21 protein-coding genes and 1 pseudogene are annotated in these 25,213 nt (G+C 63.0%); 16 read left to right on the plus strand and 6 right to left on the minus strand.

Annotated features, from left to right (window positions below):
- Window positions 1–104: 104 nt before the first annotated feature.
- The 7 genes from NKH13_RS19530 (at window position 105) to NKH13_RS19560 (ending at window position 9,032) form a co-directional block, all read left to right on the plus strand.
- Window positions 105–1,376, plus strand: a complete 1,272-nt coding sequence (locus NKH13_RS19530) for an ABC transporter substrate-binding protein (protein ID WP_352913806.1) — start codon at window positions 105–107, stop codon at window positions 1,374–1,376.
- A gap of 70 nt (window positions 1,377–1,446) precedes the next feature.
- Complete coding sequence (locus tag NKH13_RS19535; protein ID WP_352913808.1) at window positions 1,447–2,331, plus strand: carbohydrate ABC transporter permease; 885 nt, start codon at window positions 1,447–1,449, stop codon at window positions 2,329–2,331.
- Entirely contained in the window at window positions 2,331–3,182 is an 852-nt protein-coding gene (locus NKH13_RS19540; protein ID WP_352913810.1) for a carbohydrate ABC transporter permease, read from the plus strand. The genes NKH13_RS19535 and NKH13_RS19540 overlap by 1 nt, the downstream gene beginning before the upstream one ends.
- A gap of 61 nt (window positions 3,183–3,243) precedes the next feature.
- Window positions 3,244–4,383, plus strand: coding sequence for an ABC transporter ATP-binding protein (locus tag NKH13_RS19545; protein ID WP_352913812.1), 1,140 nt, complete (start codon window positions 3,244–3,246; stop codon window positions 4,381–4,383).
- A gap of 18 nt (window positions 4,384–4,401) precedes the next feature.
- Window positions 4,402–6,543, plus strand: a complete 2,142-nt coding sequence (locus NKH13_RS19550; RefSeq protein ID WP_352913814.1) for a beta-galactosidase — start codon at window positions 4,402–4,404, stop codon at window positions 6,541–6,543.
- A 223-nt stretch (window positions 6,544–6,766) separates the two neighbouring features.
- Entirely contained in the window at window positions 6,767–8,008 is a 1,242-nt protein-coding gene (locus NKH13_RS19555) for an acyl-CoA dehydrogenase family protein (RefSeq protein ID WP_352913976.1), read from the plus strand.
- A gap of 7 nt (window positions 8,009–8,015) precedes the next feature.
- Window positions 8,016–9,032, plus strand: coding sequence for a phosphotransferase family protein (locus NKH13_RS19560; protein WP_352913979.1), 1,017 nt, complete (start codon window positions 8,016–8,018; stop codon window positions 9,030–9,032).
- Window positions 9,033–9,075: 43 nt separating this feature from the next.
- On the opposite strand, the gene ftsZ is transcribed toward NKH13_RS19560, so the two are convergent.
- Both ftsZ and NKH13_RS19570 read right to left on the minus strand, forming a co-directional pair.
- A complete protein-coding gene (gene ftsZ, locus NKH13_RS19565) occupies window positions 9,076–10,083 on the minus strand; it encodes a cell division protein FtsZ (protein WP_023677189.1) in 1,008 nt (335 codons plus the stop codon).
- Between the two features lie 221 nt (window positions 10,084–10,304).
- Window positions 10,305–11,422, minus strand: a pseudogene (locus tag NKH13_RS19570) (NAD(P)/FAD-dependent oxidoreductase).
- A 167-nt stretch (window positions 11,423–11,589) separates the two neighbouring features.
- Here NKH13_RS19570 and NKH13_RS19575 point away from each other — a divergent pair.
- Window positions 11,590–12,966: an aspartate aminotransferase family protein gene (locus NKH13_RS19575; protein ID WP_352913816.1), complete on the plus strand. Its 1,377-nt coding sequence runs from the start codon at window positions 11,590–11,592 to the stop codon at window positions 12,964–12,966.
- Window positions 12,967–12,971: 5 nt separating this feature from the next.
- On the opposite strand, the gene NKH13_RS19580 is transcribed toward NKH13_RS19575, so the two are convergent.
- From NKH13_RS19580 to NKH13_RS19595, 4 genes are all read right to left on the minus strand, one after another.
- Window positions 12,972–14,072 (minus strand): alcohol dehydrogenase family protein, encoded by a 1,101-nt coding sequence (locus NKH13_RS19580; RefSeq protein ID WP_352913818.1) that lies wholly within the window; start codon window positions 14,070–14,072, stop codon window positions 12,972–12,974.
- A gap of 9 nt (window positions 14,073–14,081) precedes the next feature.
- Entirely contained in the window at window positions 14,082–15,461 is a 1,380-nt protein-coding gene (locus NKH13_RS19585) for an aspartate aminotransferase family protein (protein ID WP_352913820.1), read from the minus strand.
- Window positions 15,462–15,496: 35 nt separating this feature from the next.
- The gene (locus NKH13_RS19590; protein ID WP_352913823.1) at window positions 15,497–16,990 is read right to left on the minus strand and encodes an NAD-dependent succinate-semialdehyde dehydrogenase; all 1,494 of its coding nucleotides are present in this window, start codon (window positions 16,988–16,990) and stop codon (window positions 15,497–15,499) included.
- A gap of 127 nt (window positions 16,991–17,117) precedes the next feature.
- Entirely contained in the window at window positions 17,118–17,609 is a 492-nt protein-coding gene (locus NKH13_RS19595) for an Lrp/AsnC family transcriptional regulator (RefSeq protein ID WP_352467670.1), read from the minus strand.
- Between the two features lie 82 nt (window positions 17,610–17,691).
- On the opposite strand from NKH13_RS19595, the gene ehuR reads away from it, so the two are divergent.
- From ehuR to NKH13_RS19635, 8 genes are all read left to right on the plus strand, one after another.
- Window positions 17,692–19,077: a MocR-like ectoine utilization transcription factor EhuR gene (gene ehuR / locus NKH13_RS19600; RefSeq protein ID WP_352913825.1), complete on the plus strand. Its 1,386-nt coding sequence runs from the start codon at window positions 17,692–17,694 to the stop codon at window positions 19,075–19,077.
- Between the two features lie 122 nt (window positions 19,078–19,199).
- Window positions 19,200–19,985, plus strand: coding sequence for an ectoine/hydroxyectoine ABC transporter ATP-binding protein EhuA (gene ehuA, locus NKH13_RS19605; protein WP_023677199.1), 786 nt, complete (start codon window positions 19,200–19,202; stop codon window positions 19,983–19,985).
- A gap of 65 nt (window positions 19,986–20,050) precedes the next feature.
- Complete coding sequence (ehuB, locus tag NKH13_RS19610; protein WP_352587308.1) at window positions 20,051–20,902, plus strand: ectoine/hydroxyectoine ABC transporter substrate-binding protein EhuB; 852 nt, start codon at window positions 20,051–20,053, stop codon at window positions 20,900–20,902.
- 187 nt (window positions 20,903–21,089) lie between these two features.
- Window positions 21,090–21,749 carry an ectoine/hydroxyectoine ABC transporter permease subunit EhuC gene (ehuC, locus tag NKH13_RS19615; protein ID WP_292659914.1) on the plus strand — a complete coding sequence of 220 codons (660 nt, stop codon included), beginning with the start codon at window positions 21,090–21,092 and terminating at the stop codon, window positions 21,747–21,749.
- A 16-nt stretch (window positions 21,750–21,765) separates the two neighbouring features.
- On the plus strand, window positions 21,766–22,425 hold the full coding sequence (gene ehuD / locus NKH13_RS19620; protein ID WP_352467665.1) for an ectoine/hydroxyectoine ABC transporter permease subunit EhuD: 660 nt from the start codon (window positions 21,766–21,768) through the stop codon (window positions 22,423–22,425).
- Window positions 22,422–23,195, plus strand: a complete 774-nt coding sequence (gene eutA / locus NKH13_RS19625; RefSeq protein WP_352913830.1) for an ectoine utilization protein EutA — start codon at window positions 22,422–22,424, stop codon at window positions 23,193–23,195. Before ehuD ends, eutA begins: the two co-directional genes overlap by 4 nt.
- A gap of 10 nt (window positions 23,196–23,205) precedes the next feature.
- On the plus strand, window positions 23,206–24,198 hold the full coding sequence (gene eutB, locus NKH13_RS19630) for a hydroxyectoine utilization dehydratase EutB (protein ID WP_352913832.1): 993 nt from the start codon (window positions 23,206–23,208) through the stop codon (window positions 24,196–24,198).
- Window positions 24,195–25,187 (plus strand): cyclodeaminase, encoded by a 993-nt coding sequence (locus NKH13_RS19635; RefSeq protein WP_352913835.1) that lies wholly within the window; start codon window positions 24,195–24,197, stop codon window positions 25,185–25,187. The genes eutB and NKH13_RS19635 overlap by 4 nt, the downstream gene beginning before the upstream one ends.
- Window positions 25,188–25,213 lie beyond the last annotated feature (26 nt).

Consider the following 25,213-nt stretch of genomic DNA (forward strand, 5'->3'; position numbering starts at 1 on the left):
TATTCTCTTGCCCGGGAGGTGAGCTGCCGATCCGCGCCGTTGAAGAAGAACAACCGCGCCGGCCAGAGTGCCAGTAGAGAATTGACAACACGGGAGGAGTAACAATGACGTTCAAGTGGATTGAAAAGCCGTCGACGCGGCGCAATTTCCTGAAGGGAGCTGGGGGCATTTCCGCTGGAGCCCTCGCGGGCTTCCCGATGCCGGCACTCAGCCAGTCGAGTGAAGTCACCATCATTTCAGACGAAAACAATGCCGATGCCCTGCGGATTTTGCGGCGCATCGCGGCCGACTTCGAGAAGCAGTCCGGCACCAAGGTTGTGATCAACAATATGGATCACGAGGCCCACAAGACCGCGATCCGCAACTACCTTGTCGCCGGCGCGCCGGATGTCTGCTTCTGGTTCTCCGGAAACCGCATGCGCGCTTTCGTCACCCGCGGCCTGTTCGACGATATTTCGGATCTGTTCGAGAAGCAGAAATATAAGGACGTGCTGGGTGCCACGACCGGTGCGGTCACGGTCGACGGCAAGCAGTATGGCCTGCCGACCGGCGGCACGATGTGGGGCATGTTCTATCGCAAGGACGTCTTTGCCGAGCACGGACTGACGGTACCGGCGACCTGGGACGAATTCCTGGCTTACGGCCAGAAATCCAAGGCTGCCGGCGTTATTCCGGTCAGCATCGGCACCAAGGAACTCTGGCCGGCGGCCGGATGGTTCGACCAGATGAACCTGCGGATCAACGGTCTCGACAAGCACTTTGCCTTGATGAACGGCAAGATGGCTTATACCGACCCGGCGCTGAAGGCTGTTTTCGACCACTGGGAAGAACTGATCAAGCAGGGTTTCTTCACGCCGGATCAGACGTCGTTCGGCTGGCAGGAGGCCGGCGCCTTCCTCGCCCAGAAGAAGGCCGGCATGATGAACCTCGGCGCCTTCGTGAAGGCTACTTTCCCTGAGCAGGATCTCGAGCAGCTGACATTCGCGCCTTTCCCGAAGATTGACGGCGCCCTCGACCGCTACGAAGAATTCTCGGTCAATTCGGTCCACATCCCGGCCAACGCCAAGAACAAGGCGGGTGCCCGCGAGTTCCTCGCCTTCTTCTATCAGCCGGAAAATTTCGGCCCTTATCTGGAACCTGGCGGCAACGTTCCGCCGCGCAACGACCTTCCGGCCAGCAAGGACCCGCTGGTCAACGCAGCTGTGGAAAGCCTCAAGACGGTGGCCGGCACGTCGCAATATTACGACCGTGACACCGATCCCGACATGGCCCAGGCGGGTCTGGTCGGCTTCCAGGAATTCATGGCCAAGCCGGAGCGCCGGGATGCCATTCTTCAGCGTCTCGAGGGAACCCGTCGCCGGATCTTCAAGGTCTAGCGCCTCCCAGCGGAGGGGAGCGGGGTCTTGCCCGCTCCCCGATGCGTTCCGGTGAATGAGGTCTCCCAAAATGACGAAGCTTTGGCGCCGCCATCGCTGGTGGCTGACACCGACACTTCTGATCCTGCCCGCCGCTTTGCTGTTTTCCGTCGTCATTCTGGCCTCTGCGGTCGAGAGCCTATGGATCAGCCTGCACGAATGGGACGGCTTCAGCCCGATGGTCTGGATCGGCCTTGGCAACTACCGCGAATTGTTTGCCGATCCGCAGTTCTATGTTTCGCTGAAGAACAATCTGATCTGGCTGGTGATGTTCATGCTGGCGCCGCCGCTCGGCCTCGTCATCGCGCTGCTCGTCAACCAGAAAATCCGCGGCATGCGCCTGCTCAAATCGCTGTTCTTCATTCCGCTGGTGCTGGCTTCGGTTGCCGTCGGCGTTGTCTTCACCTGGGTCTATACGCCGGAATTCGGGCTTCTCGCCCTGGTCTTCCGCACCTTCGGCGCGACCGCCCCGGCAGTGCTGTCGGATGAAAACTTCGTCACTTTCGCCGTCGTGATCGCAGCTTTGTGGCCGCAGATCGCCTTCTGCATGGTGCTCTATCTCGCCGGCCTCAACAATCTCAGCGAGGACCTGATCGGCGCCGGGCGGGTCGACGGCGCCAGCGGCTGGAACATGCTGCGCCACATCGTATTGCCGCAGCTGACACAGGTCACCTTTATCGCCATCGCCGTCACCGTCGTCGGCGCACTGCGTTCCTTCGACATGGTCTCGGTGATGACCAGCGGCGGCCCCTTCGGTTCGTCCGAGGTGCTTGCCTATCAGATGTTCGAGCAGTCCATCTTTTCCTACCGCTTCGGCTATGGCGCGGCCATTGCTTCGGTGCTGTTCGTGATCATGGCGGTCTTCATCGCCTGGTACCTGACGCGGATGATCCGCGCCGATGAAAGGGGCGGCTGATGTTTCCTCGCCCGTTTCCCGAAACGGCTATTTGGCGGCGTCGCCTCTATGTCGTGCTGGTGACCGGCATCCTGATTGTCTGGCTGGCACCGCTCTTTGCCATCATTCTCACCTCGTTCCGCTCTACGCAGGATGTCATGGGCGGCAATCTGTGGGGCTGGCCGACGCAATTCGGCCTGGTCGACAACTACACGGCGGTCTTCACCCAGACGCCAATGGCCCGCTACTTCCTCAACAGCCTGACCATCACCATCCCCTCGGTGATGGGCGTTCTCATCTTGAGCACGCTCGCCGGGTTCGTGCTCGCCCGTTATCGGTTTCGCGGCAACATGCTCGTCTTCGCCCTGTTCGTCGGCGGAAACTTCCTGCCGCACCAGATCATGATGATCCCGGTGCGCGATCTCATGGTGCGGCTCAACCTCTACGACACGATGGCGGCCCTGATCATCTTCCACGTCGCCTTCCAGACCGGGTTTGCGACACTGTTCATGCGCAACTTCATCGCCGCCTTGCCGGGAGAACTGTTTCAGGCCGCCAGGGCCGAGGGCGCGACGCCGTTTCAGACATTGGTACATGTCGTGGTCCCATTGGTGCGGCCGGCTCTCGCGGCGCTGGCCATCCTGCTCTTCACCTTTATCTGGAACGATTATTTCTGGGCGGTCGTGCTCACCATCAGCGATACTGTCAAACCGGTCACCGCCGGCCTCGCCAATCTGCGCGGCGAATGGGTCTCGGCCTGGAACCTGATCTCGGCTGGCACCATCGTCGTGGCTTTGCCGCCGGTTGCCATGTTCTTCCTAATGCAGAAGCACTTCATCACCGGCCTCACCATGGGAGCGGTCAAGGGATGAGCGACCATGGCTTCAAGGCGTCGCCCACCCGATCCGAAACTGATTTCGCAAGCAGGGCTCCATGACCAGTCTTGAACTCCGGCAGATACAAAAGAATTATGGCAGCTACCATGCGCTGCGCGGCATCGATCTCAGCGTCGAACAGGGCGAGTTCATTGTCACCGTCGGGCCGTCCGGCTGTGGCAAGTCAACGCTGTTGAAGATCATCGCCGGGCTTGAAACCGTCTCGACCGGTAAGATTCTCATCAACGGCCGTGATGTCACCACCACCGAGCCGGGTGAGCGCGGCATTGCCATGGTCTTCCAGTCCTATGCGCTTTACCCGCATATGACGGTCGCCGAGAACATGGGTTTCGGCCTGCGCATGGCGCATCGCCCCAAGGCCGAGATCGACGCCGCCGTGCTGCGAGCCGCCAAGATCCTTCGCATTGCCGACCAGCTCGACAAGCGGCCGGAACAGCTTTCCGGCGGCCAGCGTCAGCGTGCGGCCATCGGCCGTGCGATAACCCGCTCGCCCGACGTGTTCCTGTTCGACGAACCATTGTCCAACCTCGACGCAGCTTTGCGCACGCAGATGCGCGTCGAGCTTTCCGATCTGCATGCCAGGCTCGGCGCCACCATGGTCTATGTCACGCACGACCAGACCGAGGCGATGACAATGGCAAGCCGTATCGTCGTGCTCAATCGCGGCTCGGTCGAGCAGGTGGGCGCTCCGCTCGAACTCTATCGTAATCCGGCCAATCTCTTCGTCGCCGGCTTCCTCGGCGCACCCCGGATGAATTTTTTCGAAGTGACGGTCGCCGCTGTCTCCGGCGGCGCCGCCACGCTGTCGACCGCCGGTCTTTCTCCCTTGACTGTCGAATTGACGGAAGCTGCATCCGTGCAGGTCGGGGATAGGGTGACGATGGGGATCCGGCCGGAGAGCATCAGCTTGGCCGCGGAAGAGACGGCGAGTTTTGCCGGACGGGCACGGCTGGTCGAGCATCTCGGCCGCGAGACCATCCTCTATGCCGACGCCGGCCCGCTGCAATGCGTCAGTTCCGAAAGCGGCAGCGGCAACGTCACCGTCCAGATCGGCCATGCAAGTGCCGTCGCTGCGGATGCGACCGTCGGCTTCAAGGTCGAGCCGCGTGACGTCTATCTCTTTTCCTCTGTCGATGAGCGGACGATCAGTGCCCGCAAATCCACCATCACCGACTGATCTGCAGGAGTATCCTTCGTGAACAAGACTTCAAAAGGCCGCGCCCTGTCGGTCTGGCGCACGATCCAGACCGACCGCTTTCTGGTCGGCGCGCCGCACTACCCCGAACATGTGGACGAGAGTTACTGGGACAACGACGCCCGGCGCATGGCTGAGGCCGGCTTCAACGTCGCCCGCCTCGGCGAATTCGCCTGGCACATTTTCGAACCGCGTGAAGGCACCTTCGATTTCGATCTGTTCGACCGGGCAATCGAGGGCCTCGCGCGTCACGGCGTCAACACGATCTTGTGCACGCCGACCGCCACCCCGCCGCGCTGGCTGACGGCAAAACATCCGGAAATCCTGCGGCGTGATGGAAATGGCCGGTCGATGAGCCACGGCTCACGCCAGTATGCCGACACCAGCAGCCCGGTGTTTCGCGACTATAGCCGCAAGATCACCAAGGCGATGGCGGACCACTACCGCGACAACGCAAATGTCATTGGCTGGCAGACCGACAACGAGCTCAACACCAGCATGCCGGAATCCTATTCGCCGTCGGCATTGAAGGAATTCCAGGCTTATCTCCAGGAAACCTACCAGACGATAGATAGGCTGAATTTCGCCTGGGGTGGCGACTTCTGGGCGACGGCTTACAGCGATTTCAGCGAAATTGTCTTCCCGCTGGAATTCTCACCGTCCTTTCCCGGTCCCGGTCACCTCCAGGACTACCACCGCTTTCTCGCCTTTTCGACAGCACGGTTCCAGCACGACCAGGTCGAGATCCTGAGAGAAGCGAACGCCAGTTGGTTCATCTTCCACAATCTCGGCGGATTGCGTGACATCGACTTTCGCGGCCAATTCTCCACCGATCTCGACTTCGTCGGCTACGACATCTATCCGTTCCTCTATGACGAGTTCTTTCGCCTAGGCAACCACGCCAAGATCCAGGCGCTGCATCTCGACATCTGCAGGGGATTTTCCGGCAACTACATAGTGCCGGAACAACAGTCGGGCTTTGGCGCCCAGCCGGGCTTCTGCACGCTGACGCCGGAGCCGGGCGAAATGCGACGCATGGCGATGTCGTCGGTTGCACGTGGCGCCGATGGTATCATGTTCTTCCGCTGGCGCCCCGCGCATTTCGGTGCGGAGATATACTGGATGGGCATCATCGACCACGATGATGTCGCTCGCCGCCGCTATGACGAAGCCAGGCAGTTCGCCACCGAGATGACGGCACTGAAAGACAAGATCCTCGGCACCTATGTGCGGATGGATGTCGGCATCGCCGGCTCGGACTTTGACAATCAGGAAGCCCACAAGACCTTCCCCATCGGCCTGCCAAGCCCGCAGGACGACGCAACCTTGCTGCATCAGTATTGCTATGACCGCGGCATCGCCTGCGGCTTCATCCACCCGGAAGACGATCTGTCGAAGCTCAAGGTGTTCTACGTGCCGCATTGGGTGATCTGGAAGGACAGCTGGACCGAGCGGCTGCAAGTCTTTGCCGAAAATGGCGGTACCGTCATCATCGGCGCGCGCACGGGAACCCGCGACGAAAACAACCACGTCATCCGCGAGACAGCGCCGGGCCGGTCGCTGTCGAAGTTGACCGGCGTTCGCGTCGAGGATTTCGGGCGGCTGGCGGCACCTGGGGCCAATGGCCTGTTCAATACCATGTCGCGCTCCGGCGGGCTCGTCATTCCTCCCGACAGACCGGCCGAATCCAGCCGCCGTATCCGTCGTTTCACCGTCGGAAACCACGAGTTCGATGCCGGTTATTTCTATGAGAGCCTCGCAGTCGAACCGGAAGTCGAAATTGTAGGGGTTTGGTCGAACCGCTACGCGGCAGGAACGCCTGCAATTACCTCCCGCGCCGTCGGCAAGGGCCGTGTGCTCTATGTCGGCACTTATCTAACCCCGGAGCTGACAGCTCAACTCGCTACGCGCACTTTCGTGGATGCGAATGTGGAGCCTCTGGTTCCGGATCTGCCGGACGGCGTCGAGGTCACGATGCGCGAGAATTGCGGACGCCGGCTGTTGTTCGTGCAAAACATCAAAGACACGCCCGTTGCGGTAACCGGCGTTCCCTCCGGCAGCAACCTGCTCGATAGCGAAGTGCCTGTCTCCGGAGTGTTGGCGCTGGACGGCTATGGCTGCGCTGTCATCGAATTGATCTGAGCATTGTCGCGGACGTTAGCTATACGAAACCTGAGTACTCTTTGATCCTGGAATTCGACCGGCATCGGCAGCACGCCGGCATCGATCCATATCGAACCGGCGCTTTGACGTGCGCAAGGAACGGCCGGCGCACCGCTGTTGCTCCCAGTCAACGACGGCAGCTACACTACCGGCGCGACCATCGGAGCCGATGGCGGCATCTCGTTTCATCCTTGTGAGCGCCATGAATTTCGACATTTCCGTCCGCACCGAGGCCTTCCGCAGCCGGATCGCCGACTTCGTCGAGCGCGAGATACTGTCGCTCGAGGCAGACAAGGCTTCCTATGACGGCCATGGCAATGTCGCACTGCCGCTGCTCGAAACGCTGCGGGGCAAGGCGAAAGCAGCCGGCCTGTGGTGCCTGCAGCTGAAACCCGAGACCGGCGGGGCCGGCCTCTCGAAGATGGATATGGCCGTCTGCTATGAAGAGATGAACCGCTCGATCTTCGGTCCGGTCGTGTTCAATTCTGCGGCCCCCGACGATGGCAACATGATGGTGCTGGAACGGCTGGGGACGCCGGAGCAGAAGCAAAGATGGCTGAAACCGATCGTCGAGGGCAAGGTGCGCTCGGCTTTTGCAATGACGGAACCGCATCCGGGGGGCGGCTCCGACCCGTCGATGATCCTGACCAGAGCCGAACGGCGCGGCGACAGGTATGTCGTCAAAGGCCGCAAATGGTTCATCACCGGGGCGCAAGAGGCGAGCCACTTCATTCTCATAGCGCGCACTTCGGACGATCCGCGTCACGGCCTTTCGGCCTTGCTGTTCCACAAGGACCAGCCGGGCTGGCGGATCCTGCGGCGCATCGAGATCATGGGACCGGAAGAACATGGCGGCCATTGCGAGCTGGAATTCGACGGGCTTGAAGTCCCGGTCGAGGATGTGCTTGCCGGCGAAGGCAGCGGCCTCATGGTTACCCAGGTCCGGCTCGGTCCGGCGCGGCTCACCCATTGCATGCGCTGGCTTGGCCTTGCCAAGCGCTGCATTGAAATCGCGCGCGCCTATGCCGCCGAGCGTAGCGGTTTCGGGCAGCTTTTGGCCGACCGCGAGAGTATCCAGCTGATGCTCGGCGACCTTGCCATGCGCATCGAGATCGGGCGGCTGCTGGTGATGAAGGCGGCCTGGGAGCTCGATCGCGGTGGCTTTGCCCGCAAGGAGGTTTCCATGGCCAAGATCCAGGTCGCCAATGTGCTGCATGACGCCGCCGACGTGGCGATCCAGATCAACGGCGCCCGCGGCTATTCGAAGGACACTGTACTCGAATGGATCTACCGCTATGCCCGCCAGGCTCGCCTGGTCGACGGCGCCGACGAGGTCCACAAGATGGTGCTCAACCGTTTTCTCAACGAGGAGGGTGCAGGCTTCTGGCGCTGGCATGTCGAAGCCGGCACGCAAGACGAAACAGGTCGCGGCGGGAACCGCTGAGCCGGCAATGAGGATGGATTTCGATCCAGTACGCCTGGAGGACTTTCTGAGAGCGCATTTTGGCGATGGCCAGATGTCGCTTGAGCGGATCGTCGGCGGCCAATCCAACCCGACCTATTTCGTCGACTATGGCGGCCGCCGCATGGTGCTGCGCAAGAAGCCCCCGGGACCGATCCTGCGCGGCGCTCATGCCATCGATCGCGAATACAGGGCGATCGAAGCACTAGCGGAAACAGACGTGCCCCTGCCGCGGCCGGTGCTCTTTCACGACGGCGACGAGCCGCTGGGCACGCCGTTCTATCTGATGCAGCGGCTCGACGGCCGGGTGTTCCACGATGGCTCGTTGCCGGGACTGGCGCGGGACGAGCGGCGCGGCATCTATTTCGGCATGGCCGAGGCGCTGGCAAAGCTGCACGCAGTCCGGCCGGAAGAGGTCGGGCTCGGCGATTATGGCCGTCCCGGGAACTATTTTGAACGACAGATCGCGCGCTGGACCAGACAGTTGCGGGAATCGCCGAGCGAGCGCATCACCGCGCTCGAAGCCGTAGCCGAATGGCTGCCGCGAAATCTTCCGCCAGACGACGGCCACGTCTCGATCGCCCATGGCGATTTCCGTCTCGGCAATCTCATCTTCCATCCCGAGCGGCCCGAAGTGATCGGCATTCTCGACTGGGAATTGTCGACGCTCGGCCATCCGCTTGCCGATCTCGGCTTTTGCTCGATGCCCTGGCACTCCTCATCAGACGAATATGGCGGCATCCTCGGCCTCGATCAGGCGGCGCTCGGCATTCCGACACAGCGCGAATTCCTCGATCATTACTTCGCCCACGCCGTGCCGACGGCGCCGCTGCAGCGGTTCCATCTGGTGTTTGCCATGTTCCGCTTTGCGGTGATCTTCGTCGGCATCGCCGACCGCGTGTTGGCCGGCAGCGCGGTTGCGGCCGATGCGGCGAATGTGGCACCGCTGGCCGGCCGTTTTGCTGCGCGCGCCATGGAGGTCATCGACGGCGCGCGGCCCTGGTGATGTAAGGCTGGCAGTCGGCAGAGCGACTTGCAGCGATACGCGTTCAGTTCATGCGAACTTCCGGTTCGGCAAGCAGTGGAATCTCCAGGCCACGCCGCAAACCGGTCGCCACGACCGATACCCTGAATTTTCCGGCGAGTGCCTTGTCGAAGATGGCGCCGACGATGATGTCGGCATCGTTGTCGACCTCCTCGCGGATGCGGGTAGCGGCTTCGTCGACCTCGAACAGCGTCATGTCCATGCCGCCCGATATCGAGACAAGGACGCCCTTGGCGCCCATCATCGAAGCTTCGTCGAGCAGCGGGTTGGCGATTGCCGCTTCCGCCGCCTTCTTGGCGCGGCCTTCTCCGGCAGCCTCGCCTGTACCCATCATGGCGCGGCCCATGTCGCGCATCACCGACTTTACATCGGCGAAGTCGAGATTGATCAGGCCTTCCTTGACGATCAGATCGGTGATGCAGCCGACGCCCGCATAGAGAACCCGGTCGGCCATGGCGAAGGCGTCGGCGAACGTGGTTCTGGCGTCGGCGATCCTGAACAGGTTCTGGTTGGGGATGACGATGACGGTATCGGCGCTTTCGCGCAGGCGCTCGATGCCCTCATCGGCAGCGTACATGCGGCGCCTGCCTTCGAAGACGAATGGCTTGGTAACGACGGCGACGGTCAGTATTCCGGCTGCCCGCGCTGCCTGCGCTATGACAGGCGCGGCACCGGTGCCGGTTCCGCCTCCCATGCCGGCGGTCACGAAGCACATATGCGTTCCAGCAAGGTGATCCATGATCTCGTCGATGGATTCCACGGCCGCGGCACGGCCGACCTCGGGCAGGGACCCGGCGCCGAGACCTTCGGTGATATGAGCGCCCAACTGGATCAGCCTCGTTGCCTTCGACATGGCAAGGGCCTGGGCATCGGTGTTGGCGACGATGAATTCCGCGCCCTGCAGGCCTTCGGCGATCATGTTGTTGACGGCGTTGCCGCCGCCGCCGCCGACCCCGACGACGGTGATCTTGGGCCTCATCTCCGAGATTACCGGCCTCGTCGCGGTGTTCATTGCCGTTCTCCCTGGATACGCCGAGTGGTCGCTGGAAGCTTGTCCCGGGCGCACTGCGAAAACTCTGAACCGGGCAGTGCGAATCAGGACAGCCCAGAATGCAGGGAATCAGAGCGCGGAGCGGGCTGCAAGTGCGCGATGTGCCTCATAGGCGACTTGCGTCTGAAAGTTCACGCAATGCGCCTTGATACAGTGCAGATCGTGGCGCGGGGCGCCGCACACTACAACTTCGTCGCGAGGCACTGCGCGACATGGTCGGCAATCGTCAGGCAGGAGGTCAGGCCGGGGCTTTCGATGCCGAACAGGTTGACCAGGCTATCCACGCCGTGCACCGCTGCGTCCTGGATGACGAAGTCGGCATTGGCCTCACCGGGACCGGAGAGTTTCGGCCGGATACCGCTATAGGCGGGCTGCAGGCTGCCATCGTCCAGGTCCGGCCAGTATTTGCGGATCTCGCTGTAGAAGCGCTCGCCACGAGCTGGATCGACGCGATAGTCGAGTTGATCGGTCCATTCGACGTCCGGCCCGAAGCGGGTGACGCCGTCGAGATCGAGCGTCAGATGAACACCGAGCCCGCCGGGTTCGGGCACCGGATAGACCAATCGCGAGAAGGGCGCCCGGCCGGCCACCGAAAAATAGTTGCCCTTGGCATAATGGAGCTTTGGCACGAATTGCTGGTCGAGCCCTTCAAGCGACCCGGCAAGTGCTGCGGCGCCAAGCCCGGCGGCATTGACGAAGCGCGGAGTGGCGATCTCGAAGCGCTCGCCGCCGGTAGCGTCCACCGTCTCGAGCACGACGCGGCCCGCTTCGATGCGGCCGGAGGCGATGCGGGTGTTGAGACTAAGTGCCGCCCCGTGCGCCTCGGCATCAGCCAGCAAGGCAAGCATCAGAGCATGGCTGTCGATGATCCCGGTGGCGGGCGACAGCAACGCCGCCGTACACTTAAGGCTGGGCTCCAGCGCATGCGCCTCGGCTTCGCTCAAGGGCACCAGGTCGCCGGCGCCGCAAGCGCGCGCATTGGCCCGGATTGAGGCGAGCACCGGCTCCTGTTCGGCTTTTGTGGCAACGATGAGCTTGCCGCAGCGCGCGTGTGGGATCGCCCGCTCCTCGCAATAGCGATAGAGCTTTTCCCGGCCCGCCACGCAGAGCCGGGCCTTCACCGATCCAACCGGATAGTGGAGGCCGGCATGGATGACCTCGGAATTGCGCGAACTTATCCCGGTGCCGATAGCGCTCTCGGCTTCCAGGACCAGCGTATCGATGCCGCGCTGCGCCATCTCTCGCGCGATCGCCAGGCCAACAACGCCGGCGCCGCGACAATGCAGTCGACATGGTCCACGGTCAGGTCAAGCCGAAGTTCTGCATGCGTCCATCCATCCGCTGGCCCTGTCGAAAGCGCTTGACACTATACCGTTCGAGAAAGATGCATCAAACGGCATAATGCACGGGGACCTGCCGAGGCGGACCGGCGGCAGGACTGTTTCCGCGTGCAGCACAGGAGCCATCATGGACGCACGACCGAATTCTCCCGAAGCCCGCGACATAAGCTTTCACATGCATGGCTATACGAATGCCCGCAAGCATCAGGAGTCGGGACCGCTCGTCATCGAGAAGGGCGACGGCATCTATGTCGAGGACCTTGCCGGCAACCGTTATATCGAGGCGATGGCCGGGCTTTGGAGCGTCGCGGTCGGTTTTTCGGAGAAGCGGCTGGTCGATGCGGCGGTACGGCAAATGTCGAAGCTGCCTTACTATCACGATTTCGGCTCCAAATCGCATTCGCCGCTGATCGATCTCGCCGAGAGACTGGTGCAGATGGCGCCGGTGCCGATGAGCAAGGCGTATTTCACCAATTCCGGCTCCGAGGCCAACGATACGGCCATGAAGATGATCTGGTACCGATCGAATGCGCTCGGCCAGCCGGCACGCAAGAAGATCATCAGCCGCAAGAAGGGTTATCACGGCGTCACCATCGCCTCGGCGAGCCTGACCGGACTGCCCAACAACCACATTTCGTTCGATCTGCCGATCGCCAATGTACTGCACACCTCGACGCCACACCATTGGCGCGAGGCGCTGCCGGGTGAACACGAAGAGCAGTTTTCGACACGGCTCGCCGACGAGCTGGAAAAGCTGATCCTCGCCGAAGGACCGGAAACGATCGCCGCCTTCTTCGGCGAACCGATCATGGGTGCCGGCGGCGTCATCGTTCCGCCGGCCGGCTACTGGGAGAAGATACAGGCGGTGCTGTCGAGATACGACATCCTGCTCGTCGCCGACGAGGTGATCTGCGGCTTCGGCAGAACAGGCGAGATGTTCGGCTCGCAGATCTTCGGCATCAGGCCCGACATCATGGTGCTGTCGAAACAGATCTCTTCGTCCTATTTGCCGATCTCGGCCTTGCTGATCAACGACAAGGTATTCGCGCCGATCGCCGACGAAAGCAATCGTATCGGCACGTTCGGCCACGGCTTCACCGGCGGCGGCCATCCCGTTGCAGCTGCGGTCGCGATCGAGAACCTGAAGCTGATCGAGGAGCGCGACCTTGTCGGCAATGCGCGTGCGGTCGGCGCGCATATGCAGAAGCGGCTGCGCACGCTCGCTTCGCATCCGCTTGTCGGCGAGGTGCGCGGCATCGGCCTGATCGCAGCGGTCGAGCTGGTCGGCGACAAGGCGAACAGGGCGCCGTGGGGCACGGTTGGTGCCTTGGGCGGGCTCGTCAACGGCTTCATGCAACAGAACGGCGTCATCTCGCGCAATATGGGCGATGCGCTGGCTTTCTGCCCGCCGCTGATCATCACCGAGCCGCAGGTCGACCAGGTGATCGACGCGTTTGAACGGTCGCTCGAGGCTGCCGCCAAGCAGGTCCGATCGCAGAGCTGATCGCGCTATTTAGCGACGCCGACCGCATCCGGCACGACCACCAGCTTGCCGACGAAATCCTTGGCGATGAAATCCGCCTGGGCGCGGTGGAAATCGGATAGCTTGTAGACGCCGCCGACCAGCGGCCGGATCTTCTTCTCCTCGATGTAGCGGACGATGCGGCGGAAATCGTGTCGCGTGCCCTGGCTGGAGCCATGCAATTGCAGCTGCTTCAGATACATGGTGCGCAGATCGAGCTGCACGACCGGCCCGGCAATCGCGCCGGCGGTGGTGTAGCGGCCTTCGGGCCTGAGGATGCGCAAGAGGTCATTGAAGATCGCGCCGCCGACGAGGTCGGCAACCACGTCGATCGGCTGGCCGCCAGTCGCCTCGTTTACCGCAGCCGGCAGGTCAGCCACGCCACGGGTGATAACCGCTTCGGCGCCGACGTCGAGCACCGCCTGTTCCTTGCCCTTGCCGACGACGGCATAGGGGATGGCTCCGCGCGCCCGCGCCAACTGCACGATGCCGGAGCCGACGCCGCCCGACGCGCCGGTGACCAGCACGCGCTCGCCGGCCTTCAATGCGGCGCGTTCCAACATCTGCTCGCCGGTGAGATAGGCGCAGCAGAATGTGGCAAGTTCGACGTCGGTCAGGTCGGTGTCGACGATACGGGCGTTCTCGGCAGGCACTGTCTGGTATTCGGCATAGCCGCCGTCGCGGCCATGGCCCATATAGTCGATGTCGGCCAATGAATCGTCGTCACGATTATAGATGGAGAAATCGACCATCACCCGCTCGCCGATGCGGGCCGGCGACACGCCGTCGCCGACGGCAACGATGTTGCCGACCGTGTCGGTGCCCTGGATGCGCGGGAAGGTCAGCGTGTTGCCTTGGCGGCGCCAGGTCGACACGGCCGCGGCATCCTCCTCAGTGCCATAGGCGCCCTGGCGCACCCAGACATCGGTGTTGTTCATGCCGCAAGCGGTGACCTTGACCAGCACCTCGCCCAGAGCGGGCGAAGGTACTTTGACGTCGGTGCGGTAGACGAGCTTTTCCGGTCCGCCGTGACCGATCAACTGCACGGCGGCCATGGTGGCGGGGATGGTCTTGGTCATGGCATTCATGTCGGTTCTTCAGATGTTGGCAAACACGCTCTTCACCGCATCGGCCGTCTTGGAGACGACGATGTCGGCCTCTTCCCGCGTCAGGCAGAGCGGCGGCGCGAAACCGAGAATGTCGCCCTGCGGCATGGCGCGGCCGATGACGCCGCTTGCCGCAAGCGCGGTCGCGATCTGCGGTCCGATCTTTTGCGACGCGTCGAAGAAGACGCGGTCGTCCCGGTCGGCGACGAACTCGATTGCCGCCAGCATGCCGTCGCCGCGTACCTCGCCGACGTTTTTGTGGCCACCGACGGCTTTCGTCAGCTCGGCGCGGAAATAGGCGCCGGTCTCGCCAGCGTTCCGCACCAGGTCCATCTCGTCGATCAGTTCCAGGTTGGCGACGCCGGCGGCCACGCAGATCGGATGCGCCGAATAGGTCCAGCCATGGCCGAGCGAGCCGAGCTTGTCGGAACCCTGCACCAGCACCTGCCAGACCTTGTCTGAGACGATGACGCCGGAGAGCGGCGCATAGGCCGAGGTCAAGCCCTTGGCGATGGTGATCAGGTCGGGCTTGATGCCGTAGTGGTCGGAGCCGAACATGGTACCCAATCGGCCGAAGCCGGTGACCACTTCATCGGCGATCAAAAGCACGTCGTACTTCTTCAGCACCGCCTGGATCTTTTCCCAATAGCCGGCTGGCGGCGGCACGATGCCACCGGTGCCGAGGATAGGCTCGCCGATGAAGGCTGCGACCGTTTCCGGCCCTTCGGCGAGGATCATCTCCTCGAGCTTGTCGGCGCAGTATTGCGAAAACTGCTCTTCGCTCAGCGAGCGGTCGGCGCGGCGGAAATAGTAGGGCGCCTCGGTGTGCAGGACCGGCGCACGCGGCAGGTCGAAGGCGTTGTGGAACAGGTCGAGGCCGGTCAGCGATCCGGTCATGATGCCGGAGCCGTGATAGCCGCGCCAGCGCGAGATGATCTTCTTCTTCTCCGGCCGGCCGAGCACGTTGTTGTAGTACCAGATCAGCTTGATGTTGGTTTCGTTGGCATCGGAACCGGAGAGGCCGAAATAGACCCTCGACATGCCTTGCGGCGCGCGGTCGATGATCATCTTGGAAAGCGTGATCGACGCCTCGGTGCCGTGCCCGACATAGGCATGATAATAAGCGAGGTTCTTGGCCTGTGCGGCGATCGCGTCGGCGATCTTCTGGCGTCCATAGCCGACATTGACGCAATAGAGCCCGGCGAAGGCATCGATGCTCTTGCGGCCGTTATTGTCCCAGATGATGACGCCTTCGCCACCGGCGATCACACGCGTCGGGCTCTCGCCACGCGCATGCGTTCCCATATGGGTCGAGGGATGGAAGAAGTGATCGCGATCCCAGGCGGCGAGTTCGTTTGACTGGTCGAGCATTTTTCTACTCCTGAGGAAAATGTGTCGGGCGCGGCTTACGCAACATCGAGGCAGAGATATTTGAGATCGGTAAAGGCTTCGAGCCCGTGACGCGAGCCCTCGCGGCCGATGCCGGACTGCTTGACGCCGCCGAACGGGACCGGCGCGCCGGTGATCTTGACGCGGTTGATGGCGACCATGCCATAGTCGAGTGCCCGGCCGATGCGCAATTGGCGGCCACCGTTTTCAGTGACGACATAGGCGACGAGGCCGTATTCTGTCGCATTGGCGCGGGCGACGACTTCGTCTTCGCTGTCGAAGGGCGTCACGGCGGCGACCGGACCGAAGGTCTCCTCGCGCATGATCAGGGCGTCATCGTCAACATCGGCCAGCAGGGTAGGCTGGTAAAACAGCGGCCCGGCCGGATGACGCCTGCCGCCGGTCAGGCAACGCGCGCCTTTGGCGAGCGCATCGGCCACCTGCTCCTCGACCTTCTTGACCGCGCGTTCGTGCATCAAGGGTCCGATTTCAGTGCCGTCAGCGAGGCCATTGCCGGCCCGCAATGCCTCGACGCGTCTGGCGAAAGCAGCGCAGAACCGATCGTATATCGGACGCTGGACATAGATGCGGTTGGCGGCGAGGCAGTCCTGGCCGGAGGTCGCGAATTTGGCGTCGACCGCAATGGCCACAGCCTTGTCGAGATCTGCGTCGGCGAAGACGATCAGCGGCGCATGACCGCCGAGTTCCATCACCAGACGCTTCATCGTCGGCGCACTCTGCGCGGCGATCAACCTGCCGATCTCGGTCGAGCCGGTGAAGCTCATGGCGCGGACGCGCGGATCTTCGCACATCCGCCCAACGATGGTCGAAGCCTTGCCGGTGAGAACGTTGAAGACGCCAGCCGGCACGCCAGCGCGCTCGCCAAGCTCGGCTAGGGCCAGTGCCGACAGCGGCGTTTCCGACGAGGGGTGCGCGACGATGGTGCAGCCGGCGGCGAGGGCGGCCGCCGCCTTGCGGGTCAGCATCGCAGCTGGAAAATTCCACGGCGTGACGACGCCGACGACACCAAGCGGTTCGCGCCGCACCATCATCTCAGCGTTTGGCAGATGACTGGTGACGCTTTCGGCGTTGAGGCGTTTGGCCTCCTCGGCATACCATTCGACAAAAGAGGCGGCATAGTCGATCTCGCCGAGCGATTCCTTCAGCGGCTTGCCTTGTTCGAGCGTCATCAGCAGAGCCAGGTCATTTTTGGCGGCGACGATCAGATCGAACCATTTGCGCAAGATTTTCGACCGTTCCTGCGGCAGCAATGCGCGCCAGGCAGGAAAGGCGCGCGATGCCGCATCGATCGCCAATGTCGTCTGCCGGGCATCGAGCGCGGCAACAAAAGCGACGGTGGATCCGGTGGCCGGATCGGTCACCTCGAAACTCTCCGCGGTCTCGCTTGCCGTCCAGTGGCCGTCGACATAGGCGAGCTCGCGCAGCAGCCGTCGGTCGGCAAGGCGATCAAGCGCTTCATGGCGGTGCGAGCGGGCAAAATGTGCGGACATCATCGGGCTCCCGGTTCGGGTGATGCCGCAAGACTATCTCTGCCGCGCAAACAGAGAGGCTGTTTGCGTGCCTGCACGTAGAGAGATTGTCTCTATTGCCCTGCCCAGCCAGACGATCTCTCCGGTATCAGGAAGATGCCGGCAACAGATCCGCCACTGGCAGCACACTCTCCTCCTTCACCGTCTTGGTGACGATATAGGTGAAATAGCGGTCGATGCCGATCTCGCGCTCGAGCAGAGTGTCGACCAGCCGCTGATAGGCGTCGATGTCGCGCGCCATGACTTTCAGCAGGTAATCGACGCCGCCGCCGACAGACCAGCAGGCGACGATCTCGCGGATGTCGCGGATGACGCGCTCGAAACGGTCGAAATCGGCCTGGCGGTGGCTGGCAAGCGTCACCTCCATCAGCACGGTGGCGACCGGCGCGATGGCGCGCATGGCGATCCTGGCATGGTAGCCCGAGACGATGCCGGCCTTTTCGAGCTTGCGCAGCCGCATCCAGCAAGGCGTCGGCGACAGGCCGACCTTCTCGGCCAGCGCCAGCTTGGTGATGCGCCCGTCGCGCTGGATGGCGTCGAGGATTTTCAGGTCGATCGGATCGAGTTTCGCTGCAGCCATGATCGTCCACTTCCAGTGCCGGACACCATGATGGCGCATTATTTCGATTGTCAATTGCACTGATTTCGATCTCTAATAAGTCATGACATTTTGGCGACCAGATCCCGCTCTTATCCGGCGGCCGGCCTATCAATCGCTCGCCGACCAGTTCGCGCGGGCCATCCATGACGGGCGCCTGGCGAATGGCGCTCGGTTGCCGACGCACCGGCAACTGGCCGACGATCTGAAACTTTCAGTGCAGACGGTCAGCCGCGCCTATGAGGAGCTGATCCGCCGCGGGCTGGTGTCCGGCGAGGTCGGCCGCGGCAGCTTCGTGCAGACACAGCGCCGCGAGCCGGAGCCGCCCTATCTGCCGGAGCGGCTGGGCGAGGTCATCGACCTCTCCATCCTGAAGCCGGTCTGCGAACCGATGCATCTGGACCGTCTGAGGCAGGCGCTGGGCTGGCTCGCCGAAAACCTGCCGTCGAGCGCGGCGCTGTCGTTCAGGCCGAACATGGTGTTCCCGCGCCACCGCGCTGTGGGTGTCGAGTGGCTACGCCTCTGCGGCCTCGACGTGTCGCCGCAGAACATCAGCCTGACCAACGGCGCTACGGCCGGCATCACGGTAGCGCTGATGAGCGTGGCGCCGCCCGGTTCGACCGTCGCCACCGAGGCGATCGGCCACCACACGCTGATCCCGCTGGCGCGTTATCTCGGTTTCAACCTTGAGGGTTTGCCGATCGACGACAATGGGCTGATCCCGGAAGCGCTCGACGAGGCCTGCCGGCTGTCGGACATCCGCGCCGTGTTCGTGCAGCCCTCGGTGATCAACCCTACGGCGACGCTGATGGACGCCGCCCGGCGCGAACAGATTGCCGCCGTTGCGCGCAGGCATGATATCGCCATTATCGAAAACGACGTCCTCGGCCCGTTGGTCGAGGACCGGCCGCCGCCGGTCGCGGCGCTTGCACCCGAGCGCACGCTCTACGTCACCTCCTTCACCAAGATCGTGGTGCCGGGCCTGCGCATCGGCTATCTCGCGGCGCCCGATCGTTATGTCGCCGCGGTTGCCAACCGCCACCTCGTCTCGAACTGGATGGCGACGCCGCTGGTGGCCGAGATCGCCACCAAATGGGTGACCGACGGCACCGCGATGGAACTCGTTCGATGGCAGCGCGTGGCTTTGCGGCGGCGTCTGGACATCGCCGCCGAGGTGCTCGCCGGAGTGGACTATCGGGCTCATCGCGACGGGCTGCATGTCTGGCTGCGGCTGCCCGATGATCGCGGCGAGGAAAGCTTTGTTTCCCAGGCCCGCCTGCAGGGCGTGGCGATCGCGCCCGGCACGTCGTTTCGCATTTCGCAGACGCCTTGGCATCCAGCTGTGCGGATTTCGCTTGGCTCGACCACGGAGGGGGAACTGCGTGCCGGTCTCGGCGTTGTCACCAAGCTTCTGCTCGGCGATCCCGAGCATCTCCTGCTTGCGATCTAGGCAACAATTGGCGGGGAATTGTGCGGAGTCCGAAATATTGTCATGATATTATTTTCTTGATTGACATGATTTGCCGCGATCCGCATCGTTAAAGGCACAGCTTCTCCAGCACGGGAAATTCATTGTCGGCGCCCATCATCAAGATCGACGGCATTTCGAAAAGCTTCGGCACCTTCAAGGTGCTGGATGGCCTCTCGATGCAGGTCATGCCCGGCGAGAAGCTGGCGCTGATCGGCCCGTCGGGTTCGGGAAAAACGACGATCCTGCGCATCCTGATGACGCTAGAGCGTATCGACAGTGGCCACATCCAGGTCGACGGCGAACAGCTGTACCACATGGAGCGTAACGGCCGGCTGCTGACGGCCGATGAACGGCATTTGGCAAAAATGCGCCAGAAGATCGGCATGGTCTTCCAACTGTTCAATTTGTTTCCGCACAAATGCGTCATCGACAATGTGACGCTCGCACCGATGCTGACCAAAGGCGTGCCGCGGGCCGCCGCCGAGAAGCGGGCGATGGAGCTGCTCGACATGGTCGGCATGGTCGACAAGGCCAAAGCGATGCCGGCGCAGCTTTCCGGCGGACAGAAGCAGCGTGTCGCGATTGCCCGGGCGCTGGCGCTGTCGCCGAAGATCATGCTGTTCGACGAGGTCACCTCGGCGCTCGACCCGGAACTCGTCGACGAGGTGCTCAACGTCATGCGCAAGCTCGCCGCCGAGACCGACATGACCATGCTGCTGGTCACCCACGAGATGGGTTTCGCCCATGACTTCGCCGACCGGGTGCTGTTCTTCGATCGCGGCAGAATAGTCGAGGAGGGCAAGCCCGACGAGATTTTCCGCCATCCCAAACAGGAGCGCACGCAAGGTTTCCTGAAGAAGATCATTGCGGCCGGACATCGGGTCTGACTGCCATGCGAGGCGGCGACGCCTCAAGCAAGCCAAGAAGACAGACAAACAAGGAGTTGGGAACAATGAAGAAATTTGCCATTTTGGCCGGCGTCGCCGGTATTGCCCTGACGGCGGTGCTGGCTGCCTCGACGGCCGGCTCGGCCGATGACAGCAAGCTCGAAGAGCTCAAGGCGCAAGGCTTTGCCCGCGTCGCCATCGCCAACGAGCCGCCCTATACGGCGGTCGCTGCCGACGGCAAGGTTTCGGGTGCGGCGCCTGACGTTGCCCGTGAGATCTTCAAGCGCCTTGGCGTCAACGATATCGTCGCCTCGATCTCGGAATATGGCGCCATGATCCCCGGCTTGCAGGCCGGCCGTTTCGACGTCGTCACCGCCGGCCTGTTCATGAAGCCGGAACGTTGTGCTGCGGTCGCCTATTCGGAACCGGTGCTGTGCGACGCCGAGGCGATGCTGGTGAAGAAGGGCAACCCGAAGGGCTTCAAGAGCTACGAGGATGTCGCCAAGGACACCAGCGCGACGATCGGCGCACCGGGTGGCGGCACAGAGGAAAAGCTGGCGCTCACCGCAGGTGTGCCGCGCGAGCGCGTCATCGTCGTGCCGGACGGCCAGAGCGGCCTGAAGATGCTGCAGGACGGCCGCATCGATGCCTATTCGCTGCCCGTGCTGTCGATCAACGACCTGGTCAAGAAGGCCAATGATCCGAACCTCGAAGTCATCGCGCCGGTGGTCGGTGCGCCGGTCTATTGCGACGGCGCGGCCTTCAAGAAGGGCGACGAAGCGCTGCGCGACGCCTATGATGTCGAATTGGCGAAACTGAAGAAGTCCGGCGAGTTCGCCAAGATCATCGAGCCTTACGGCTTCTCGGCGGCGGCGGCGATGTCGACGAGCCGCGACAAGCTCTGCTCGGCGAAGTAGGCGCGTTCTTCCTTCTCCCCGTTGATGGGGAGAAGGTGGCCCAAAGGGCCGGATGAGGGGCGACGCCAGTTTCTGACAGATTGGCTCTGCCCCTCATCTGCCTGCCGGCATCTTCTCCCCGTGAACGGGGAGAAGGACGCTGAAGTGATCGCCTCGCCAAATATTCAATGCGGAGCCCTTTCGACCAATGACCCAATGGTCCGGCTATTTCGGCTTGATTTTGCAAGGAGCGCTTGTCACCATCGAATTGACGTTGATGGGGTCGGTGCTGGCCTTGGTCATGGCCTTTCTCGCCGGGCTGGGGCGGCTGTCGCGGTTTTTCGTGCTACGCGCGCTGGCCACCGCCTATATCGAGTTCTTCCGCGGCACCTCGATCTTCGTGCAGCTGTTCTGGGCCTATTTCGTGCTGCCTTTTGCCGGCATTTCTCTGACGCCGCTGCAGGCCGGCGTGCTGGCGCTGGGCCTCAATGTCGGCGCCTATGCAGCGGAAGTGGTGCGCGGCGCCATCAAGTCTATCGGCCGCGAACAATATGAGGCCTGCACCGCGCTCAATCTCGGCCGCTGGCAAGCCATGCGCCACATCATCCTGCCGCAGGCGCTTCTGGTGATGCTGCCGACCTTCGGCAACAACGCCATCGAGCTGCTCAAGGCCACCGCCGTCGTTTCGCTGATTTCGCTCGCCGACCTGACCTTCCAGGCGCAGGTGGTGCGTTCGCAGACCGGCAACACGCTGGTGCCGTTCAGCACCATCCTCGTCATCTATTTCGCACTGGCGCTGCTCATCTCATGGGGCGTGCGGTCGCTGGAACGCCGCATGGCGCGTGGCCTGGACGGGGTGCGCGTATGATGGATCGGGCCTGATAATGGAATGGGATTGGGATTTTGTCCGGCAGATCCTGCCGACGCTGATCGAGGGGGTGAAGATCACCATCCTGGCGACGCTGCTCGGCTCGGTGCTGGCGGCCATCGTTGGGCTAGGCATCGCGTTGGCGCGCCGGTCACCGAACAGGGCGTTGTCGCGCACGGTCGGCTTTCTTGCAGAGTTCATCCGTGGCACGCCACTGTTGGTGCAGCTCTATTTCATCTTCTACGTGCTGCCGGATTTCGGCGTCCTGTTGCCGCCGCTGGTGGCGGGCGTCATCGGTCTCGGGCTGCACTACGGCACCTACACAGCCGAGGTCTACCGCGCCGGCATCGACAATGTGCCGCGCGGCCAATGGGAAGCGGCCAAGGCCTGCAACCTGAACGCCACGCAAACCTGGACGCACATCATCATTCCGCAGGCAATTCCGCCGATGATCCCGGCGCTTGCCAATTATTTCATCGCCATGTTCAAAGAGACGCCGTTGCTGTCGGCGATCACCGTGCTGGAACTGATGAACCAGGCCAAGAGCGTCGCCAATACCTATTACCGGTATATCGAACCGATCACCTTGGTCGGCGCCTTCTTCCTCGCCATCAGCCTGTTCTCGGTGGTGCTGCTGCGCTGGCTGGAACACCGTTATGGGCGGATCGAACGATGAGCGCTGCACCCGATATCCGCCTGCACTCGGCCCGGCCGCCGCTCGATGCGCGTCCGCTGGAAAAGCGGGTCGGCCTGATCATCCTTGCCACCGACCATACGAGCGAACCGGATTTTCACCGCATGGTGGCAAGCGATCGTATCGGCATCTATGTCGCGCGTATTCCCTACGCTAACCCGACGACGCCGGAGAATTTGCGCAAGATGCAGCCGTCACTGACGGCGGGTGCGGCCCTGATCCTCCCCGACGAGCCGCTCGATGCGATCTGCTATTCCTGCACCTCGGCTTCCGTCGTGATCGGCGATGCCGAAATCGAGGCCGCGGTGCAGGCCGCCAAGCCCGGCGTGCCGGTGGTCACGCCGCCGATGGCCGGGGTGCGCGGCCTGAAGGCGCTAGGCGCCAGGGCGATCAGCATCCTCACTCCCTATACGGTCGAGACCAGCCGGCCGATGGCGGCCTATTTCACCGAGCATGGATTCGAAATCGTCAGCTTCATTTGCCTCGGCTTCGAGGACGACCGCGAGATGGCGCGGATTGCACCGAAATCCTTGGTCGATCTGGCCCGTGAGATGACGGCCCCGCAGGCCGACGCGCTGTTCGTGTCCTGTACGGCGCTGCGGTCGGCGGCGGCAGTTGTCGGCATGGAAGAGGCCATCGGCCGCCCCGTCGTCACCAGCAACCAGGCGACGGCCTGGAATTGCCTGCGGCTCTGCGGAGATGAGATGTCGCGCCCTGAATTCGGCCGTCTGATGACGCTGCCGCTGAACTGATTGATGAGCCATGACCGCTTCCAAGGTGAGCCTCTCCGACATCCACGCCGCGCGCGAGCGCATCGCAGGCAAGGTCGAGCGCACGCCGACCGTCACGTCCCGGAGTCTTTCCCAGCACTTGGACGCTCCTGTTTATCTCAAGCTCGAACATCGGCAGACCACCGGCGCCTTCAAGTTGCGTGGTGCCTCGAACGCTATCGCTTCGCTGACAGAAGAGGAGAGGGCGCGTGGCGTCGTCGCTGCCTCGACCGGCAACCACGGCCGGGCGCTTGCCTATGCTGCTCGACTGCAAGGCATCCACGCGACGATCTGCATGTCGCGGCTGGTGCCGCAGAACAAGCTCGACGAAATCCGCCGGCTCGGCGCCGAGATCCGCATCGTCGGCAACAGCCAGGACGATGCGCAGCGGGAGGTCGAACGGCTGGTCGCGGAAGACGGGCTGATTATGCTGCCGCCTTTCGACCACCCCGCCATCGTCGCGGGGCAAGGCACGCTCGGGCTGGAGATCATCGAGCAGGTTCCGGACGCCGCTTTGGTGCTGGTGCCGCTTTCCGGTGGTGGGCTGGCGGCTGGCGTCGCTGCTGCCGTGAAGGGCGTCAGCCCGGCGACGAGGGTCGTCGGCGTTTCGATGGCGCGCGGTGCCGCGATGAAGGCGAGCCTCGACGCCGGGCATCCGGTGTTGGTTGAGGAACTGCCGACGCTGGCCGATTCCCTCGGCGGCGGCATAGGCCTCGACAACCGGCTGACCTTTTCCATGTGCCGCGACTTGCTCGACGATGTGATCCTGCTCAGCGAGGACGAGATCGCCACCGGCATCCGCCATGCCTATGAGCAGGAGCGCGAGATCGTCGAAGGCGCCGGCGCGGTCGGCATCGCGGCCGTGCTTGCCGGCAAGGTCAAAGCGAATGGCCCGACGGTGCTCGTTCTGTCCGGTCGCAACATCGAAATGACACTGCACCGCAAGATCATCTGCGGCGAAGCAATTGCGGAGAGCGCAGCATGAGCCGGATGACGATCCTCACCGAAAGTGAATTGCGCAAGATCGTGAAGCTCGATCTCGATGCCGTCGCCTGCGTCGAGAACGCGTTTCGCGCGCTCGCTACCTTGCCGGTGGCAATGCCGCCAATCCTGCGGCTCGATATCCCAGAGCATCGCGGCGAGGTCGACGTCAAGACCGCCTATGTGCCGGGCATCGACGGTTTTGCGATCAAAATCAGCCCAGGTTTCTTCGACAATCCCAAGCTCGGCCTGCCCAGCGTCAACGGCATGATGGTGCTGCTGTCGTCCAAAACCGGGCTGGTCGAGGCGCTGCTGCTCGACAATGGCTATCTCACCGACATCCGCACGGCCGCCGCCGGCGCGGTCGCCGCCAAACATCTGTCGCGTCCGGGCTCCTCCGTTGCCGCGATCTTCGGCGCCGGTGTTCAGGCCGGACTGCAGCTCGAGGCGCTGATGCTGGTGCGGCCAATCACAGAAGCCCGCATCTGGGCAAGGGATGCCGCCAAGGCCGAAGCCGCGGCGGACGCATTGTCCGAAAGACTGGGCATCGCCGTTCACGCCGAGCCAGACGCGGCAAAAGCAGCCGCCGATGCCGACATTATCGTCACCACGACACCCGCGACCGAACCGCTGATCAAGGCCGGCTTCGTCTCCGCCGGCCAGCACATCACCGCGATGGGCTCGGATGCCGAGCACAAGAACGAGATCGCGCCGGCGATCCTGCGCATGGCCGATCTCTACGTCGCCGATAGCGCCAAGCAGACGCGGCGGCTGGGCGAACTGCACCATGCCATCGCGGCGGGCGTGATGGCGGCCGATGCCGAGATCACCGAGCTTGGCCACATCATCGCCGGCGAAAGGCATGGCCGGCGTTCGGCCAGCGACATCACCATTGCCGATCTGACCGGCACCGGCGTGCAGGACACGGCGATCGCCACGCTCGCCCGCGACCGCGCGCGTGCAGCCAAGACCGGTACGATTTTCGAAAGCTGATACCGGCCGCAAGGCCCAACATACGA

The sequence above is a fragment of the Mesorhizobium sp. M1348 genome, from assembly GCF_040317925.1.
Classification (GTDB): domain Bacteria; phylum Pseudomonadota; class Alphaproteobacteria; order Rhizobiales; family Rhizobiaceae; genus Mesorhizobium.

Coding starts and splice junctions, on each gene's coding strand:
- NKH13_RS19530 (WP_352913806.1), top strand. CDS start 105: ATGACGTTCAAGTGGATTGAAAAGCCGTCGACGCGGCGCAATTTCCTG.
- NKH13_RS19535 (WP_352913808.1), top strand. CDS start 1,447: ATGACGAAGCTTTGGCGCCGCCATCGCTGGTGGCTGACACCGACACTT.
- NKH13_RS19540 (WP_352913810.1), top strand. CDS start 2,331: ATGTTTCCTCGCCCGTTTCCCGAAACGGCTATTTGGCGGCGTCGCCTC.
- NKH13_RS19545 (WP_352913812.1), top strand. CDS start 3,244: ATGACCAGTCTTGAACTCCGGCAGATACAAAAGAATTATGGCAGCTAC.
- NKH13_RS19555 (WP_352913976.1), top strand. CDS start 6,767: ATGAATTTCGACATTTCCGTCCGCACCGAGGCCTTCCGCAGCCGGATC.
- NKH13_RS19560 (WP_352913979.1), top strand. CDS start 8,016: ATGAGGATGGATTTCGATCCAGTACGCCTGGAGGACTTTCTGAGAGCG.
- ftsZ (WP_023677189.1), bottom strand. CDS start 10,083: ATGAACACCGCGACGAGGCCGGTAATCTCGGAGATGAGGCCCAAGATC.
- NKH13_RS19575 (WP_352913816.1), top strand. CDS start 11,590: ATGGACGCACGACCGAATTCTCCCGAAGCCCGCGACATAAGCTTTCAC.
- NKH13_RS19580 (WP_352913818.1), bottom strand. CDS start 14,072: ATGAATGCCATGACCAAGACCATCCCCGCCACCATGGCCGCCGTGCAG.
- NKH13_RS19585 (WP_352913820.1), bottom strand. CDS start 15,461: ATGCTCGACCAGTCAAACGAACTCGCCGCCTGGGATCGCGATCACTTC.
- NKH13_RS19590 (WP_352913823.1), bottom strand. CDS start 16,990: ATGTCCGCACATTTTGCCCGCTCGCACCGCCATGAAGCGCTTGATCGC.
- NKH13_RS19595 (WP_352467670.1), bottom strand. CDS start 17,609: ATGGCTGCAGCGAAACTCGATCCGATCGACCTGAAAATCCTCGACGCC.
- ehuR (WP_352913825.1), top strand. CDS start 17,692: ATGACATTTTGGCGACCAGATCCCGCTCTTATCCGGCGGCCGGCCTAT.
- ehuB (WP_352587308.1), top strand. CDS start 20,051: ATGAAGAAATTTGCCATTTTGGCCGGCGTCGCCGGTATTGCCCTGACG.
- ehuC (WP_292659914.1), top strand. CDS start 21,090: ATGACCCAATGGTCCGGCTATTTCGGCTTGATTTTGCAAGGAGCGCTT.
- ehuD (WP_352467665.1), top strand. CDS start 21,766: ATGGAATGGGATTGGGATTTTGTCCGGCAGATCCTGCCGACGCTGATC.
- eutA (WP_352913830.1), top strand. CDS start 22,422: ATGAGCGCTGCACCCGATATCCGCCTGCACTCGGCCCGGCCGCCGCTC.
- eutB (WP_352913832.1), top strand. CDS start 23,206: ATGACCGCTTCCAAGGTGAGCCTCTCCGACATCCACGCCGCGCGCGAG.
- NKH13_RS19635 (WP_352913835.1), top strand. CDS start 24,195: ATGAGCCGGATGACGATCCTCACCGAAAGTGAATTGCGCAAGATCGTG.